Source organism: Streptomyces angustmyceticus, assembly GCF_019933235.1.
In the GTDB taxonomy this organism is placed as follows: domain Bacteria; phylum Actinomycetota; class Actinomycetes; order Streptomycetales; family Streptomycetaceae; genus Streptomyces; species Streptomyces angustmyceticus.
In genome coordinates, this window is the sequence record NZ_CP082945.1 from 5,068,581 (window position 1) to 5,083,372 (window position 14,792).

14 protein-coding genes and 1 other RNA gene are annotated in these 14,792 nt (G+C 73.3%); 11 read left to right on the forward strand and 4 right to left on the reverse strand.

Annotated elements, in window-relative coordinates; genetic code table 11:
* Positions 1 to 13 precede the first annotated feature (13 nt).
* Together smpB and ssrA are read left to right on the forward strand one after the other, a co-directional pair.
* Entirely contained in the window at positions 14 to 511 is a 498-nt protein-coding gene (gene smpB / locus K7396_RS22735; RefSeq protein WP_086717354.1) for an SsrA-binding protein SmpB, read from the forward strand.
* A 124-nt stretch (positions 512 to 635) separates the two neighbouring features.
* Positions 636 to 1,005: a transfer-messenger RNA gene (gene ssrA, locus K7396_RS22740) on the forward strand.
* A 138-nt stretch (positions 1,006 to 1,143) separates the two neighbouring features.
* Here the strand turns inward: ssrA and K7396_RS22745 are convergent.
* Positions 1,144 to 2,430, reverse strand: a complete 1,287-nt coding sequence (locus K7396_RS22745; RefSeq protein WP_086717355.1) for an MFS transporter — start codon at positions 2,428 to 2,430, stop codon at positions 1,144 to 1,146.
* Positions 2,431 to 2,559: 129 nt separating this feature from the next.
* On the opposite strand from K7396_RS22745, the gene K7396_RS22750 reads away from it, so the two are divergent.
* Together K7396_RS22750 and K7396_RS22755 are read left to right on the forward strand one after the other, a co-directional pair.
* A complete protein-coding gene (locus K7396_RS22750; RefSeq protein ID WP_086717356.1) occupies positions 2,560 to 3,534 on the forward strand; it encodes a LysR family transcriptional regulator in 975 nt (324 codons plus the stop codon).
* A 114-nt stretch (positions 3,535 to 3,648) separates the two neighbouring features.
* Positions 3,649 to 4,188, forward strand: a complete 540-nt coding sequence (locus tag K7396_RS22755; protein ID WP_223660170.1) for a DUF4232 domain-containing protein — start codon at positions 3,649 to 3,651, stop codon at positions 4,186 to 4,188.
* Positions 4,189 to 4,209: 21 nt separating this feature from the next.
* On the opposite strand, the gene K7396_RS22760 is transcribed toward K7396_RS22755, so the two are convergent.
* Positions 4,210 to 4,530, reverse strand: a complete 321-nt coding sequence (locus K7396_RS22760) for a DUF397 domain-containing protein (RefSeq protein WP_086717358.1) — start codon at positions 4,528 to 4,530, stop codon at positions 4,210 to 4,212.
* Positions 4,527 to 5,312, reverse strand: a complete 786-nt coding sequence (locus K7396_RS22765) for a helix-turn-helix domain-containing protein (RefSeq protein WP_086717359.1) — start codon at positions 5,310 to 5,312, stop codon at positions 4,527 to 4,529. Before K7396_RS22765 ends, K7396_RS22760 begins: the two co-directional genes overlap by 4 nt.
* 153 nt (positions 5,313 to 5,465) lie before the next feature.
* Here K7396_RS22765 and K7396_RS22770 point away from each other — a divergent pair, with 153 nt between their 5' ends.
* The 3 genes from K7396_RS22770 to K7396_RS22780 all read left to right on the forward strand — a co-directional run bounded on the left by K7396_RS22770 (position 5,466) and on the right by K7396_RS22780 (position 8,824).
* Positions 5,466 to 5,681: a hypothetical protein gene (locus K7396_RS22770; protein ID WP_086717360.1), complete on the forward strand. Its 216-nt coding sequence runs from the start codon at positions 5,466 to 5,468 to the stop codon at positions 5,679 to 5,681.
* A 173-nt stretch (positions 5,682 to 5,854) separates the two neighbouring features.
* Positions 5,855 to 7,324, forward strand: a complete 1,470-nt coding sequence (locus K7396_RS22775; protein ID WP_152105172.1) for a nitrate/nitrite transporter — start codon at positions 5,855 to 5,857, stop codon at positions 7,322 to 7,324.
* 309 nt (positions 7,325 to 7,633) lie between these two features.
* A complete protein-coding gene (locus K7396_RS22780) occupies positions 7,634 to 8,824 on the forward strand; it encodes a uroporphyrinogen-III synthase (RefSeq protein ID WP_152105171.1) in 1,191 nt (396 codons plus the stop codon).
* A gap of 64 nt (positions 8,825 to 8,888) precedes the next feature.
* Here K7396_RS22780 and K7396_RS22785 read toward each other — a convergent pair whose 3' ends face one another.
* Positions 8,889 to 9,665, reverse strand: coding sequence for a class I SAM-dependent methyltransferase (locus K7396_RS22785; protein WP_086720647.1), 777 nt, complete (start codon positions 9,663 to 9,665; stop codon positions 8,889 to 8,891).
* Between the two features lie 255 nt (positions 9,666 to 9,920).
* Between K7396_RS22785 and K7396_RS22790 the strand changes: the two genes are divergently transcribed.
* The 4 genes from K7396_RS22790 to K7396_RS22805 all read left to right on the forward strand — a co-directional run bounded on the left by K7396_RS22790 (position 9,921) and on the right by K7396_RS22805 (position 14,684).
* Positions 9,921 to 10,589 carry a CGNR zinc finger domain-containing protein gene (locus K7396_RS22790; RefSeq protein ID WP_086720646.1) on the forward strand — a complete coding sequence of 223 codons (669 nt, stop codon included), beginning with the start codon at positions 9,921 to 9,923 and terminating at the stop codon, positions 10,587 to 10,589.
* 101 nt (positions 10,590 to 10,690) lie between these two features.
* Positions 10,691 to 11,230, forward strand: a complete 540-nt coding sequence (locus K7396_RS22795; protein ID WP_088797889.1) for a sigma-70 family RNA polymerase sigma factor — start codon at positions 10,691 to 10,693, stop codon at positions 11,228 to 11,230.
* The gene (locus K7396_RS22800; RefSeq protein ID WP_086720645.1) at positions 11,227 to 11,970 is read left to right on the forward strand and encodes an anti-sigma factor family protein; all 744 of its coding nucleotides are present in this window, start codon (positions 11,227 to 11,229) and stop codon (positions 11,968 to 11,970) included. Before K7396_RS22795 ends, K7396_RS22800 begins: the two co-directional genes overlap by 4 nt.
* A 221-nt stretch (positions 11,971 to 12,191) precedes the next feature.
* The gene (locus tag K7396_RS22805; RefSeq protein WP_086720644.1) at positions 12,192 to 14,684 is read left to right on the forward strand and encodes a HelD family protein; all 2,493 of its coding nucleotides are present in this window, start codon (positions 12,192 to 12,194) and stop codon (positions 14,682 to 14,684) included.
* Positions 14,685 to 14,792: the final 108 nt, after the last annotated feature.

A 14,792-nucleotide genomic window follows, 5' to 3' on the forward strand; every position in this document is an offset into this window, starting at 1 on the left:
AAATGGCCGCACTATGGCTAAGGACAAGGGCAAGGATAAGACCCCCGGGCGCAAGCTCGTGGCGCAGCACAAGAAGGCGCGGCACGACTACCTCATCCTGGACACCTACGAGTGCGGCCTGGTGCTGACCGGCACCGAGGTGAAGTCGCTGCGGCAGGGCCGGGCGTCGCTGGTGGACGGTTTCATCCAGATCGACCGGGGCGAGGCGTGGCTGCACAACGTGCACATCCCCGAATACGCCCAGGGCACCTGGACGAACCACAGCGCGCGGCGCAAGCGGAAGCTGCTGATGCACCGCGCCGAGATCGACAAGCTGGAGTCCAAGAGCCAGGAGTCGGGGCACACGATCGTGCCGCTGGCCCTCTATTTCAAGGACGGCCGGGCCAAGGTCGAGATCGCCCTGGCCAAGGGCAAGAAGGAGTACGACAAGCGGCAGACGCTCCGCGAGCAGCAGGACCGTCGGGAGACGGACCGCGCGATCTCGGCGGCGCGGCGGCGGCAGCGGGCCTGACCGGCCCGCCGGCGGCCCGCTGCGGCCGGTCGCGGCGGAATACGCTGGCAAGGGCGCGCCTTGTTCCCGTACGATGGCATCGCACCCCACGAGGGGTGTGGGTACCACCTTGATAAATCAACATGGGGATGATCGGTTTCGACAGCGGATGTCGAAGCAGGGGAAGCGAGTCGAGGAAGCGGCAATGATCTCGTTAACCATATGTCGCAACCAATAATCGCCAACACCAAGCGCGATTCCTTCGCCCTCGCTGCCTAAGTAGCGACTTGCGAAGTGTCAGCCCGGGGCTGTTCCCGACCCGGATCCTGGCATCAGCTAGGGAACTAAACTTCTAGACCCGGTCACGGGGTTTAGGAGGAAATCAAACAGTGGCTGAGCCCGTCGGAGACTTGTCCGCGTGATCTCCGGGGCCGAGAAAATCGCAGCGGACTGCACTCGGAGAAGCCCTGATTCCGCACCGTTGGACGCGGGTTCGATTCCCGCCATCTCCACTCATCCCATGTGAGGCCCAGGCCCCGTCTGTCCGGCAGGACAGCGGGGCCTGAGTCGTTTCCGCCCCCGGATTCCGCCGGGGGCCACTCTGTGCGCGGCCGAGCACGCCTGGCGGGCGGAGCGGCGGCAGGCGGTCCTGCTCACCCGGCCGGCACCGACGGGCGCCCCGCGTGACGGCCCGCCGCGACCAGGGCGACGCCCGCGGCGAGGGCGGCCGCCGCCGCGGGCACCCCGTAGGCCGCGCCCGCCCCGCCCAGGTGCTCGACCGCCCAGCCGCCGCCCGCCGACCCGGCCGCGATGCCGCCCAGCAGCGCGGTCACGGCGAGCGTCATGCCCTCGTGCCGCTGACCGGGCGGCGTCAGCGACTGGACGAGTCCCATGCCGGTGACCATGGTCGGCGCGGTCGCCATACCGGCCAGGAGGAGCGCGACGGCGAGCGCCGCCGGGCTCCCCGTCGCGGCCGCGGCCGGCGGCAGCAGCATCAGGGCCGCCATCGCCGCGGTGCAGACGGGGAAGCGCCGCCCGGCCGGGCCCGTCGGGCGGCGCAGGCCGTAGAGCAGGCCCGCCGCGCAGGAGCCCGCCGCCTGCAGGGCCAGCATGCCGCCCGCCGCCGCCCGGATGCCGTGCCCGTCGGCGAAGGCGATCGTCACGACCTCCAGGGAGCCGAAGACCGCGCCGGTGGCGAGGAAGGTGACCAGGAGGGGTGGCAGCCCCGGCAGGCGCAGCGGCGAGCGGGTCCGTCCTGCGGCCGGTGCCGCCACCGGGGGTTCGGTGCGGCGCTGGGCCGCGAAGAGCAGCACCCCGGTCAGCAGCAGCGCCGCGGCCACCGCCGTGCCCGCCTCCGGGACGAGGGTGGTGCACAGCAGCGTGGCGAGCACCGGACCGAGCAGGAAACACAGCTCGTCCGCGGCCTGTTCGAAGGAGTCGGCGGTGTGCCGGGCGGCCGGGTCGTCGCGGAAGAGGTGCGCCCAGCGGGCACGGGACATCCCGCCGGTGTTGGGCGTGGTGGCGGTGGCGGCGTAGGAGGCGAAGAGCGTCCAGTCGGGCGCGCCGTGGTGGACGCACAGGAGGAGCGACAGCGAGCCGAGGACGGCGAGCGCGGTGGCCGGGACGGCGACCCGGGCCTGCCCGTGGCGGTCGATCATCCGGGCGGTCCACGGGCCGACCAGCGCCGTTGCCGCCAGCCCGGTCGCGGTGACCGCCCCGGCCAGCGCGTACGAGCCGCGCGCACCGGCGATCATCAGCACCGCGCTGACGCTGAGCATCCCCATGGGAAGCCGGGCCACCAGGTTGGCGGCCGTGAAGGCGCGGGCCCCAGGGACGGCGAAGATCCGGCGGTAGGGGGCGAGGAAGCGGAAGCGGGCGCGGCGCGGGGCGGGGCGTACGGGCGGGGCCGTGACCGGCCGGGCGGCGAGGAAGAGGATCATGCCTCTACGGTCGCGGCCGCGGCCGCCGCCCGTCCAACACCTGATCAGCGCCCATTCACGCACCTGAGGTGTCAATACGCGCGAGCCTCGGGGCACGCCGGGGGAGTGGGCTGCTGCCAGGATGACCCGATGCCGTATGACACCGATCCGCGTCTGCTGCGGGCCTTCCTCGCCGTCGCCGAGGAGCTGCACTTCACCCGGGCCGCCGCCCGGCTGTACGTCGCCCAGCAGGCGCTGAGCCGCGACATCCGGCGCCTGGAGCGGGAGTGGGGCGCCGCGCTGTTCCTGCGCACCACCCGCCGGGTCGCCCTGACGGCCGACGGGACGCGGCTCCTGCCGTACGCGCGACGGGTGGTGGCCGCCCACGACGAGCTGGCCGACGCGTTCCGGGCCGCCCCCGAGCGGCCGCTGCTGGTCGATGTGGGCGTCCCGATCGGCACCGCCCACGGGGTGCTGGAGGCGGCCAGGGACCGGGTGCCGGACAGCTGCGAGCTGGTCGCCCGCTTCCACAGCGGGCTGACCGGGGCGACGGCGGAGATCACGGACGGCCGGCTCGACGTCTCCTTCGGCCGGATCGCGGCGCTGCCGCCCGGGGTCCGGACCGGCCTCGACCACCAGCCCGTCCGGCTGGAGCCGATGGCGGTCCTGCTGCGCGCGGACCATCCGCTGGCCGCCCGGCCCGCCGTCCCCCTCGCCGAGCTGGCCGGCGAGACGCTCTACGCGGCCGCCGGCAACCCGCAGACCGCGGAGTGGACGGACCTGGCCGAGCGGCTCTTCGCCGGGCGCGGCATCGCCGCCGCCGCGCCGTTCCCGGAGATCGAGGGCTCGCAGGAGTTCGTGCGGGTGGTGCGCAAGCGGGGCTGGTCGGTGCTGGCGAGCGTGGAGTTCATCGAGGTGCCGGGGATGGTGCTGCGGCCGCTCGTCGATCCCGTGCCGCTCTCGCCGGTGTCCCTGGTGTGGCGGCGCGGACTGCGGCATCCGGGCCTGGACGCGCTGCGGGCGGCCGCCCGCGAACTGGCCCGGGAACGGGGGTGGTTGACGCCGCCCGGGAGCGCGTGGTGGCTCCCGGAGGAGGACGCCCGGGTGATGGGCGTACGCCGGTGACGGCCGGGCGTGCGGGGCGGCGCGCGCAAGAATGTCCGGCGCCGAGGCAACCATGGACGCGCGAAATGTTTCCTTAACGGCAGGTAATTCTCTGCGGAACGAACAGGGGGAGCCGTGCGACGGCGTTCACTTCTCGCGGCGGTGGCGGCCGCGCTGACCTTGACCGTGGCGGCGGGCGCGGCCCTGACCGGCTGCGGCTCGGCGCGGATGGCGGCGCTGCACGCCAACTGCACGACCAAGGGCCTGCGCTGGAAGCTCACCGTGCTGAAGAAGAAGCCGCACAGCGCGCAGCGCGAGGCCCGGCTCTCCATCGCCAACAAGGGCGCGGGCCCCTGTGTGTTCCACGGCTTCCCGGCCTTCGAGGTCCACCTCGGCAAGGGCCCCGAGTCGGACGCCCGGGGGCACGGCAAGGCCCTGCCGATAGACCTGGGGCGCGGCGGCACGGTCACCGCCGCGCTGCGCTACCGGGACTGCCCCACGGGCACCCCGCCCGACCCCCTCATGGTCACCAACGACCTGGCCGTGGTGTCCGCGCCGCGCGACTACCCCGGCCGGCAGGCGGTCGTGGCACGCGACGAGAAGGGCAAGCGCCTGCGGATGACCGTCTGCGCGGACCGGATATGGATGGACCCGCCCCGCGAGACGGCCGAGTAGCCCCCGGTGGCGTAGCCCCGGTTACGGGGCTGTCGTGGAGGCAGCGTTACCTGCTGCGTACGAGGTGAACGAGGCCCAGGCCCCCGGCGAGAAGTCGAGGTGCGGGCCCTGGGGGGCCTTGGAGTCACGGACGTGGATGGTGGTGGGGTGGGCGGCGACCTCTAGGCAGTTGCCGCCTTGTTCGCTGCTGTGGCTGGACTTGTGCCAGGTGTAGGCGACTTCGAGGCAGTTGCCGCCTTCGCTGCCGCTGTAGCTGGACTTGTGCCATGCATAAGCCACTTCGAGGCAGTTGCCGCCTTCGTCGCCGCTGTAGCTGGACTTGAACCACGTCAGATGGGTCATCGTTCTCCTAGCAGCCGGTCCAGCAGACCCACGGTTTCCTCTGCGTTGAGAGCCTGCATTCGCAGCATTCCATATTTCTGAGCGAGGATGCTGAACTCATCAGGGTCCGAGGTCAGCTCGCTGCTGCGTTGCGCCTCGGTATAGGCGAGGTGTTGATGGTCAGCGGTTTCCAGAAGCACGAATGGCCCGTCGAGCCCCGCATGATGCTTTCGTTTCAACGGCAGGATCTGAATGGAGACCCCGGTGAGTTCCGCGCACTGACGCAGGTGGGAAATCTGGCCCCGCATGACTTCCCGGCCCCCGATGTTGCCCAGTACGACGGCCTCGGAGATGACAAAGCTGGCGGTGACGGGGATCTGCTTGTGCAGGACCTGCTGACGATCGAGCCGGTCCGTGATGCTCTGCTCGACCTTCTCCTCGCTGAGGTGCGGGGTTTTGCTGCGGAAGGTGGCGCCTGCGTAGCCCTCGGTCTGGAGCAGTCCAGGGACGACGCCGTTCTCGTAGCCGCTGAGCGAGATCGCCTCCTGCTCGTAGCCGATGAACTCCTCCGCCCAGATCGGATACTTGTCCTTCGGCGGGAGTTTCTCCACGCCCGTTGCCAGGGCCCCGCCCGTCTTCAGTAGCTGGTCGAACTCGGTCGCCAGGTGTGGCATCAGGGCGCGCCTGCCCTGTTCGATGGAGCCGATGGTTTCCTCGGAGGCGGTGGAGCGTTCGGCGAGCTCGCGCTGGGTGAGACCGGTGTTGATGCGGTACATCGCCAGTTGGGCGCCGATGACTTCCATGGCTGCGGAGTGTCGCTTCTTGGGCTTGTTTCGCGGCTTCATGGCGTTCCACTCCCCGTACTTCGACGCCGGTGACCGTGTGCGCACCCGTACTCACCGTGAGTACGGGTGCACGCGCTGTGCAGCATAGTTACTCAGTGCGACCGTGGTCGTATGAACGGAGAGATTCAACTCACCTGTCCACGCGAGCGGTTCTACCGGCGGGAGCGGCGATCGGTGCCGCTCGCGCGGGAGTTCGTGCGGGTGGCGCTCAAGGACTGGGGGGTCGGGGAGCGGGCGGACGCGGTGTTGCTGTGCGTGAGCGAGCTGGCGGACAAGTGGGGGGAGCGGCGGCCCGGCAAGATCGTCTGGTGTGAGTTCGCCGTGTGAGGCCGCCGGGTGAGGGCGGCCCGTACGGGCCGCCCGTCCGCAGCGGGCCCCGGCCTCACCCGCCCCCGCCGTACCCGGTGAGCGCAAGGTTTCGTACGTGTCACCGGGCGGCACGGTACGGAAACCCGGCCTCCCTAGCGTCATGGCGCAGGACCCGACCCCTGGGAGGCGCGATGACGGCCGCGGCAGCAGAGAACCGTAGCGACACACCCGACGGCACCCCGGCCGGCGGCCGGACCGGGGGCCGGGTGAGGCGGGGCGGCCGGTGGATCGAGCGCTGGGACCCGGAGGACGAGGGCTTCTGGCGGGAGACGGGGGAGCGGGTCGCGCGGCGGAACCTCGTGCTGTCCGTGTTCTCCGAGCACATCGGGTTCTCCGTCTGGAGCCTGTGGTCGGTGATGGTGCTGTTCATGGGGCCCGAGTACGGGATCGACCCGGCCGGGAAGTTCTTCCTGGTGGCGATGCCGACGCTGGTGGGCGGGGTGCTGCGGGTGCCGTACACCTTCGCGGTGGCGCGGTTCGGGGGCCGCAACTGGACGGTGATCAGCGCCGTGACGCTGCTGGTGCCGACCGCGGTGGCGGCGGTGGTGCTGGAGCCGGGCACCTCGTACACGACGTTCCTGCTGGTCGCGGCGCTGGCGGGGGTCGGCGGCGGGAACTTCGCCTCGTCGATGACCAACATCAACGCGTTCTATCCGCTGCGGAAGAAGGGGTGGGCGCTGGGGCTGAACGCCGGCGGCGGCAACATCGGGGTGCCGGTGGTGCAGTTGCTGGGGCTGCTGGTGATCGGGACGGCGGGGGCCGCGCATCCGCGGATCGTGCTGGCCGTCTATGTGCCGCTGATCGTCCTGGCGGCGGTGCTCGCGGCGCTGTTCATGGACAACCTCGCCCCGGTGACGAACGACACCGGGGCGGCCCGCGACGCCGCGCGGGAGCCGCACACCTGGGTGATGTCGCTGCTGTACATCGGCACGTTCGGGTCGTTCATCGGCTACAGCTTCGCCTTCGGGCTGGTGCTGCAGAACCAGTTCGCGCGCACGCCCCTCCAGGCGGCGTCGCTGACGTTCATCGGGCCGCTGCTGGGGTCGCTGGTGCGGCCGGTCGGCGGGCGGCTGGCGGACCGGTTCGGCGGCGCGCGGATCACCCTGGTCACCTTCGCGGCGATGGGCCTGGCCACCGGGGTGGTGATCCACGCGTCGGGCGTGCGGTCGCTGCCGGTGTTCCTCGTCGGGTTCATCGCGCTGTTCGTGCTGTCGGGGCTCGGCAACGGCTCCACGTACAAGATGATCCCGGGCATCTTCCAGGCCCAGGCGCTGCGGCGGGGGCTCACGGGGGAGGCGGCCGCGGTATACGGACGACGGCTGTCGGGGGCGGCGATGGGGCTGATCGGGGCGGTGGGGGCGCTCGGCGGGCTGGCCATCAACCTGGCCTTCCGCCAGTCGTTCCTGGTGGCCGGGTCGGGCACGCCGGCCTTCGTGTCGTTCCTGGTCTGCTACGTGGTGTGCGGCGTGGTGACCTGGGGCGTCTATCTGCGCCCGGCGGTGCGCGGGCGGCGTGCGGCGCAGGTGGCGGAGGGGGCGGACGAGGCCGGTGCGGGGGCGGCGGTGGACGGGGAGCGGGGGCCGGTGTACGCGGAGGTGTGAGCGGCGCGCGGGCGGTGCGCGGGCGGCGGGGCGGCGGGTCCGGGCGCGGTGCCCGCCCGTGCCCGGTGGCCGTGTCCGGCGGCCGCCCGTGCCCGGCGGCCGTGGGCGTACCGCCCGTACGGGGCGGGCGGCGGCGCGCCGTCGTAACCGCGGGGAAATACTGGAGGACCGGGGCCGTCACGTGCCGTTGGCACCCTGGCCCCCGGACACCTGGTGCCCGGTGCCGCCCGAGCCGCGGCGGCACGGGGCGGGACACCAGCGGTACGCAGGCACACGGCAGCACACCACTCTGGGCGGAGCGGGACGACCATGCGCGAGCAGCAGCAGGAGCACGACGAGCGGGAGCCGGCGGCGGGGGAGACGGCGCCGGCCGTCCGGCCGCTGGACGGGTTCACCGTCGGGGTGACCGCGGCCCGGCGGGCGGAGGAGCTGGGCGCGCTGCTGGAGCGGCGCGGCGCCCAGGTGACGCACGCGCCGGCGCTGCGGATCGTCCCGCTGCCGGACGACACCGAACTGCTCGACGTCACCCGGGACCTCATCGACCGGGTGCCGGACGTCGTCGTGGCCACCACCGCCATCGGCTTCCGCGGCTGGGTCGAGGCCGCGGAGGGCTGGGGCCTGGGCGAGGCGCTGCTGGAGCGGCTGGCCGGGGTGGAGCTGCTGGCGCGCGGGCCCAAGGTGCGCGGCGCGATCCGGGCCGCCGGGCTGACCGAGAAGTGGTCGCCGGCCTCCGAGTCGATGGCCGAGGTGCTCGACCGGCTGCTGGAGGAGGGGGTGTCCGGGCGCCGGGTCGCCGTCCAGTTGCACGGGGAGCCGCTGCCGGGGTTCGTCGAGTCGTTGCGGGCCGGGGGCGCGGAGGTGGTCGGCGTCCCGGTGTACCGGTGGATGCCGCCGGAGGACATCGGCCCGGTCGACCGGCTGCTGGACGCGGTGCTGGCGCGGTCCGTGGACGCGGTGACGTTCACCAGCGCGCCCGCCGCCGCGTCGCTGCTGCGCCGGGCCCAGGAGCGCGGGATCCGCGCGGAGGTGCTGGCGGCGCTGCGGCAGGAGGTGCTGCCGGTGTGCGTGGGGCCGGTGACCGCGCTGCCGCTCCAGGCGGAGGACGTCCCCACCCTCCAGCCGGAGCGCTTCCGGCTCGGGCCGCTGGTGCAGCTGCTGTGCCGGGAACTCCCTGGACGGGTGCGGCCGTTGCCGGTGGCCGGGCGGCGGCTGGAGATCCGCGGGCACGCCGTCGTGGTGGACGGCGCGCTGCGGCCGGTGCCGCCGGCCGGAATGGCGCTGCTGCGCGCGCTGGCCCGGCGCCCAGGCTGGGTGGTCTCCCGCGCCGACCTGCTGCGCGCGCTGCCCGGGGCGGGCCGCGACGAGCACGCGGTGGAGACCGCGATGGCCCGGCTGCGGGGAGCGCTGGGCACCCCCAAGCTGATCCAGACGGTCGTCAAGCGCGGCTACCGGCTGTCGCTCGACCCGCATGCGGACACGGACAAGTACGGCGGGGAGTAGCACCGAGACGTACGGCCGGGAGCGGCAGCGGGAGCGGATGCGGGAGCGGCGGGGGAGGTGCCCGCTACGCCGGGTTGTTCACCCGGATCTTGGACTGGCCGTGCGGCCGCTTCTCCCAGTCGTCCATGAAGCGCGCCTCCAGGCCGTGCCTGCGGGCCAGGCCGAGCAGGGTCTCGGTCCGGTAGTAGAAGTCCTCCCGCAGCACCTGGTGTTCGGCACCCTCGGTGCGGTCGAAGGTGAAGTCGAAGAAGCCGCCGGGCGCCAGGATGCGGCCGACATGGGCGAGGCATTCGTCGATGACGCCGAGCGGTGAGTGCGAGAAGACGCTGTGCGCGTGGACGACGTCGAAGTGGGCGGACGGCAGGAAGTCCAGGGTCAGGTTCTGGGTGATCGTCAGGTGCGGCAGCTTGTCCTGGAGTTCGTAGGTGGTCAGGGTCTGCTTGGCGGAGATCAGGATGTCCGGCGAGATGTCGATGCCGTAGTAGTTGCCGGCGTCCAGGTGGGCGATGAAGCGCCAGCCGGCGCGCAGATTGCCGCAGCCGATGTCCAGCATCCGGTGGCCGGGCCGCAGACCGTGTTCGGCCAGGTAGCCGAACTGCATCTCGCCCAGCGCCAGCCAGCGTTCATGGCTGCGGCTGCCGACCGCGGCCTCCGGATTGCGGCCGGTGTCGGAGGCCATCACCGCCCGGTAGTACGCGACATGGTCGGGGTGCTTGAGGCGGAGCCAGGTGTCGCGGGCGGTGCGCTTGACGTACGGGGTGATCCTGGCCGGGTGGCGGACCGCGTAGCCGATCTTGTGGGTCAGGCTGGCGCGGTTCGTGAGCAGGGAGGTGCGCGACATGGAGACCTTCCTCCTGGAGGGCGAGGAGCGCTACGGCACGTGCCGTGGCAGGCGCTACGGCATGCGGCGGCCGGGGCGCGCGGCCCGCGAACCGCCGCGCCGCGAACTATACATAAGGCGTATACACCTAGCGTCTACACGGGGTGTCCATGTGCCGTGCCGGTGTGGAGCGGCCGCCTCCGGAGGGTTCCGGCGGGCCAGGGGGCCGGGGCACTCTGGGAGCACACACGTTTGGCCCTAAGGAGTGACAGGCACATGGCGGCGCCTTGCGACCTGCGGTTCGACTGCGGGCGGATCTGCCTGGACCTCGCGGCCACGTCCGGCGCCCCCGCCGAACGGCTCACCGGCGACGGGACCACCGGTGAACGGCTCACCGGCCCCGAGCAGTTGCGGGCCTGGCTGGTCGGCGCGGGCCTGGTGCCCCGCGGCACCCCGCTGGACGGCGTCGACGGCAGCTGGGTCGGCCGCTTCCGCGCCCTGCGCGACCTGCTGCGCCGCGTGGTGCACGCAGAGCTGCGGGGCCGGGCGGCCGACGCCGACCTGGCGCTGCTGAACTCCGCGGCCGCCGCCGGGCAGCCGCCCGCCCCGTGCGCGGTCCGCACCGCCGACGGCGCGCTGGCCGCCGCCCTGCCCGGCCCGCCCGACTGTGCCGGGCTGCTGGCCGCGGTGGCCCGGGACGCCATCTGCCTGCTGACCGACCCGGTCTCGCGCGCACAGCTGCGGCAGTGCGCCGGCGAGAGCTGCACGCTGGTGTATCTGGACACCTCGCGCGGCCGGCGCCGCCGCTGGTGCTCCAGCGAGGTGTGCGGCAACCGCGAGCGGGTGGCCCGGCACCGGCGGCGGACGACGGTGCGCAGAGGTCAGGACGGAAGCGCTGGTCAGGGCGTCGTGACCGGCGCGGAAAAATTTTCCGCCGAACTCTGAGTAACCCGCCCGGCCCGTCCGTACTCCTCACCGCAAGTCCGATTCATGGCAGGGTCCCCCGGCGATCTTGGGCGATCTGGGCTATCGACCCGGGAGTTGGAGTGCGTAAGGATGCCGTCGTGGCAGACAGGACGACACCTGACGAGGAGCTCATGCGAGCCCTCTATGACGATCACGCGGGGCCGCTTCTCGCCTTCGTCCTGCGCTTGGTGGCGGGCGACCGGCACCGCGCGGAGGACGTGGTGCAGGAGACGCTGGTGCGTGCCTGGCGCAACGCCGACCAGTTGCAGCGCGCGACCGGCTCGATACGACCCTGGCTGGTGACCGTCGCACGGCGGATCGTGATCGACGGGCACCGCAGTCGCAAGGCGCGGCCCCAAGAGGTCGATCCGACCCCTCTGGAGACGATGCCGGCCGCCGATGTCATCGACCGGGCGCTGCGCATGATGACCATCTCGGAGGCGCTGAGCGACCTGAGCCAGGCCCATCGGGAGGCCCTCGTCGAGACGTACTTCAAGGAACGTACGGTCAACGAGGCAGCGGAGGTGCTGCGCGTACCGGCCGGGACCGTGCGGTCCCGGGTCTTCTACGCGCTGCGCTCCCTGAGACTCTCGCTAGAGGAACGAGGAGTGACGGAGTGAACCCGCCCGCGCAGCCGGACCGGCACACCGACGTCGGCGCCTACGCGCTGGGCGTTCTGGACGGTGCCGACGCCGACCGGTTCGAGGCGCATCTCGTCGGCTGCCACCGGTGTGCGGCCGAACTGGAAGAACTCATGGGCCTGTCGCCGGTACTGGCCGAGTTCAAACAGACCGCGCCCACCCCGCAGACGATCACGGCCGTCCCCGGCCCGGGGCTGCTGGACGGGCTGATGGACGAGGTCGCCGCCACCCGGCGCGGCCGTGCCCGCAGGCGGCTGTTCCTGGTCGCCGCGGCCGCCGTGCTGATCGTCGGCGGGCCGCTCGCCGCGCTCCGGCTGGCGCCCCAGGCGCCCGAGGAGAAGGCGGCGCCGCCGCTGGCGAACGCGGTGCGGGCCCAGTACGCGGCGGGCGAGAAGGCGAGCTCCGTCGACCCGGAGACCAAGGTCTCCGCGGGCGTCTCCATGGCGGCCCGCCCCTGGGGCACCCAGGTCGTCCTGGAACTCGCCAACGTCAAGGGCCCGCTCACCTGCGGCCTGGTCGCCGTCGGCAAGGACGGCAAGCGGCAGACCGTCACCACCTGGGCGGTCCCCAAGGGCGGCTACGGCATCCCGGGCGGCGCCGCGAAGTGGAACCGCGAGCCCCTCTACGCGGCGGGCGGCGCGGGCTTCAACCGCGGCGACATCGACCACTTCGAGGTCACCACCACGGACGGCAAGCGGCTGGCGAAGGTGAACGTCTGAGCGGCGCGGACGGGCGCCCCGGCCGGGTACGGCACGGCGGCGCCCGTCAAGCACCGCCATGCCGCCGATCGGCGATCCCCTCGACCGGGCCACGCCCGACGTAGCGGCCCTCGTCGACATCCGACCGAACTCGCCCGTTTTTGTCCCTTTCTCCAGGTGCGCGCGGTGCCTGGTTCGCGTACGGTTGACGGCTGCCCTACGCACAGCAGAAGGGGGCCTGGGTGGCCGCGCACAACGCCACGCACGCACCGGACCACGCTTCGGATTCCGTTCGCGACCGCGAGATCGAAGCCGAGCAGACGCATCTGGACCGCGTCTACCGGCGCCTCGAGGAGAAGATCCACGAGGCCGAGTTCCTGATGGACGACGCCGCCAAGCGCGGCCAGGTCGGCACGCCCGGCGCGCTCGCCGAGCGCGACGCCCAGGTCTTCCAGGCCGGCGTCCATCTCCACCGCCTGAATTCGGAGTACGAGGACTTCCTCTTCGGCCGGATCGACCTGCTCCTCGGCAAGGACGGCAAGAAGGGCCCGGACGGCGCCTTCACCTCCGTCGAGCCCGCCGACGGCGCGATCGAGAACAACCGCGCCGCGATCGCCGAGACCCTGCACATCGGCCGCCTCGGCGTCCTCGACGCGGACTACTCCCCGCTGGTCATCGACTGGCGGGCGCCGGCCGCCGCGCCCTTCTACCGGGCCACGCCGGTCGCCCCCGGGCGGGTCGTGCGCCGGCGGGTGATCCGCTCCAAGGGCCGCAGGGTCCTCGGCGTGGAGGACGACCTGATGCGCCCGGAGGTCACCGCGACGCTGGACGGCGAGGAGCTGCCGGCGATCGGCGACGGCGCGCTGATGGCCGCCCTGGGCCGGGCCCGCAGCCACACCATGCGGGACATCGTCGCCTCCATCCAGGCCGAGCAGGACATGGTGATCCGCGCCCCCGCCGCCTCGGTCACCGAGGTCGAGGGCGGCCCCGGTACCGGCAAGACCGCCGTCGCGCTGCACCGCGCCGCCTACCTCCTCTACCAGGACCGGCGCCGCTACGCGGGCGGCATCCTGATCGTCTCCCCCACGCCGCTGCTGGTCGCCTACACCGAGGGCGTGCTGCCCTCCCTCGGCGAGGAGGGCCAGGTCGCCATCCGGGCCCTCGGCTCGCTGGTGGACGGCGCCGAGGCGACCGCCTACGACCCGCCCGCCGTGGCCCGCGTCAAGGGCTCCGCGCGGATGCAGAAGCTGCTGCGCAAGGCCGCCCGCGGGGCGCTGGAGCTGGCCGGACCCGCGCCCGCCGCGCCCGAGGACGGCGCCGCGGACGAGGGCGCCCAGCTCTCCCTGGACGACCTCGTCGCCGCGCCCGCCAAGAACGGCGACGGGGAGGGCACGGGCCGCCGCCGCTCCAGACCCTCCCGACCCGCCTCCACCGCACCCACCCGGCTGCGGGTCGTCGCCTTCGGCGGCCGGCTGGAGCTGGACGCCGACGAACTGCACGCCATCCGGCAGTCCGCGCTCGGCGGCACCGCCCCGGTCAACCTGCTGCGCCCGCGCGCCCGCCGGCTGATCCTGGACGCCCTGTGGGCCAAGTCCGGCGCCGCCCGCCGCTACACGGACCCCGAACTCGCCGCCGAGGCCCGCGAGGGCTTCGACGAGGACATCACCACCGAGCCCGGCTTCCAGGAGTTCCTGGACGCCTGGTGGCCCGAGCTGACCCCGCGCGGGGTGCTCGCCGCGATGGCCGACGAGCGCCTCCTCGGCCGCTGGGCGCGCCGCGTCCTCAACCCGCGCGAGGTGCGCCAACTGGCCCGCTCCCTGCGCCGGTTGGACGGCACCGGGCACGGCCCCCTGTCGGTGCACGACGTCGCGCTCCTGGACGAGCTGCAGACCGTCCTCGGCGCCCCGATGCGCCCGCCCCGCCCGCGCGAGGCCGACCCGCTGGACCACCTGACCGGCCTGGAGGAGCTGACGACCTACACCGAGCGCAACGGCGGCGGCCGCGGCCGGCGCGAACGGCTGGAGGAGGAGCGCACCGACTACGCCCACGTCATCGTCGACGAGGCGCAGGACCTGACGCCGATGCAGTGGCGGATGGTCGGCCGCCGCGGCCGGCACGCCACCTGGACCGTCGTCGGCGACCCCGCGCAGTCCTCGTGGTCCGACCCGGACGAGGCCGCCGCCGCCCGCGACGAGGCGCTCGGCACCCGCCCGCGCCGCCGCTTCACGCTCACCGTGAACTACCGCAACCCCGCGGAGATCGCCGAACTGGCCGCCCGGGTGCTGGCGCTGGCGATGCCCGGCATGCAGTCGCCGAAGGCGGTCCGCTCCACGGGCCTCCAGCCGCGCTTCGCGCTCGTCGTGGACGACGGCGGGGCGGCCCCGGCGGGCGGCGACGCGGCGCTGGAGCGGTCCACGGTGGCCGAGGCCGGGCGGCTGCTGGGCGAGGTGGACGGCACGGTCGGCGTCGTGGTGGCCATGAACCGCCGCGCGCAGGCCCGCCGTTGGCTGGCCCCGCTCGGCGACCGGGTGGTGGCGCTGGGCTCCCTGGAGGCCAAGGGCCTGGAGTACGACGCCACCCTGGTCGTCTCCCCGGCCGAGATCGCCGACGAGTCCCCGGCCGGCCTGCGGGTGCTGTACGTGGCGCTGACCCGCGCCACCCGGCAGCTGACCGTCCTGTCGGCCGAACGGGACGAGCCGGACGCGGCCGGCGTCCCCGACCTGCTGCGGGACTGACGGGCCCGCGAAGCACCCGTACGGCGGGCGCGGCCGGGCGCCGCGCGCCGCCGTCCGAGGGGTTGTGAAATCGGGCCCGCGGGACGGGATTCGCTTCCGGGCATGGTT

Bases quoted from the DNA above. Each gene is read 5' to 3' on its own strand.
- smpB (WP_086717354.1), top strand. From the start codon at position 14: ATGGCTAAGGACAAGGGCAAGGATAAGACCCCCGGGCGCAAGCTCGTG.
- K7396_RS22745 (WP_086717355.1), bottom strand. From the start codon at position 2,430: ATGATCCTCTTCCTCGCCGCCCGGCCGGTCACGGCCCCGCCCGTACGC.
- K7396_RS22750 (WP_086717356.1), top strand. From the start codon at position 2,560: ATGCCGTATGACACCGATCCGCGTCTGCTGCGGGCCTTCCTCGCCGTC.
- K7396_RS22760 (WP_086717358.1), bottom strand. From the start codon at position 4,530: ATGACCCATCTGACGTGGTTCAAGTCCAGCTACAGCGGCGACGAAGGC.
- K7396_RS22765 (WP_086717359.1), bottom strand. From the start codon at position 5,312: ATGGAAGTCATCGGCGCCCAACTGGCGATGTACCGCATCAACACCGGT.
- K7396_RS22770 (WP_086717360.1), top strand. From the start codon at position 5,466: ATGAACGGAGAGATTCAACTCACCTGTCCACGCGAGCGGTTCTACCGG.
- K7396_RS22775 (WP_152105172.1), top strand. From the start codon at position 5,855: ATGACGGCCGCGGCAGCAGAGAACCGTAGCGACACACCCGACGGCACC.
- K7396_RS22780 (WP_152105171.1), top strand. From the start codon at position 7,634: ATGCGCGAGCAGCAGCAGGAGCACGACGAGCGGGAGCCGGCGGCGGGG.
- K7396_RS22785 (WP_086720647.1), bottom strand. From the start codon at position 9,665: ATGTCGCGCACCTCCCTGCTCACGAACCGCGCCAGCCTGACCCACAAG.
- K7396_RS22790 (WP_086720646.1), top strand. From the start codon at position 9,921: ATGGCGGCGCCTTGCGACCTGCGGTTCGACTGCGGGCGGATCTGCCTG.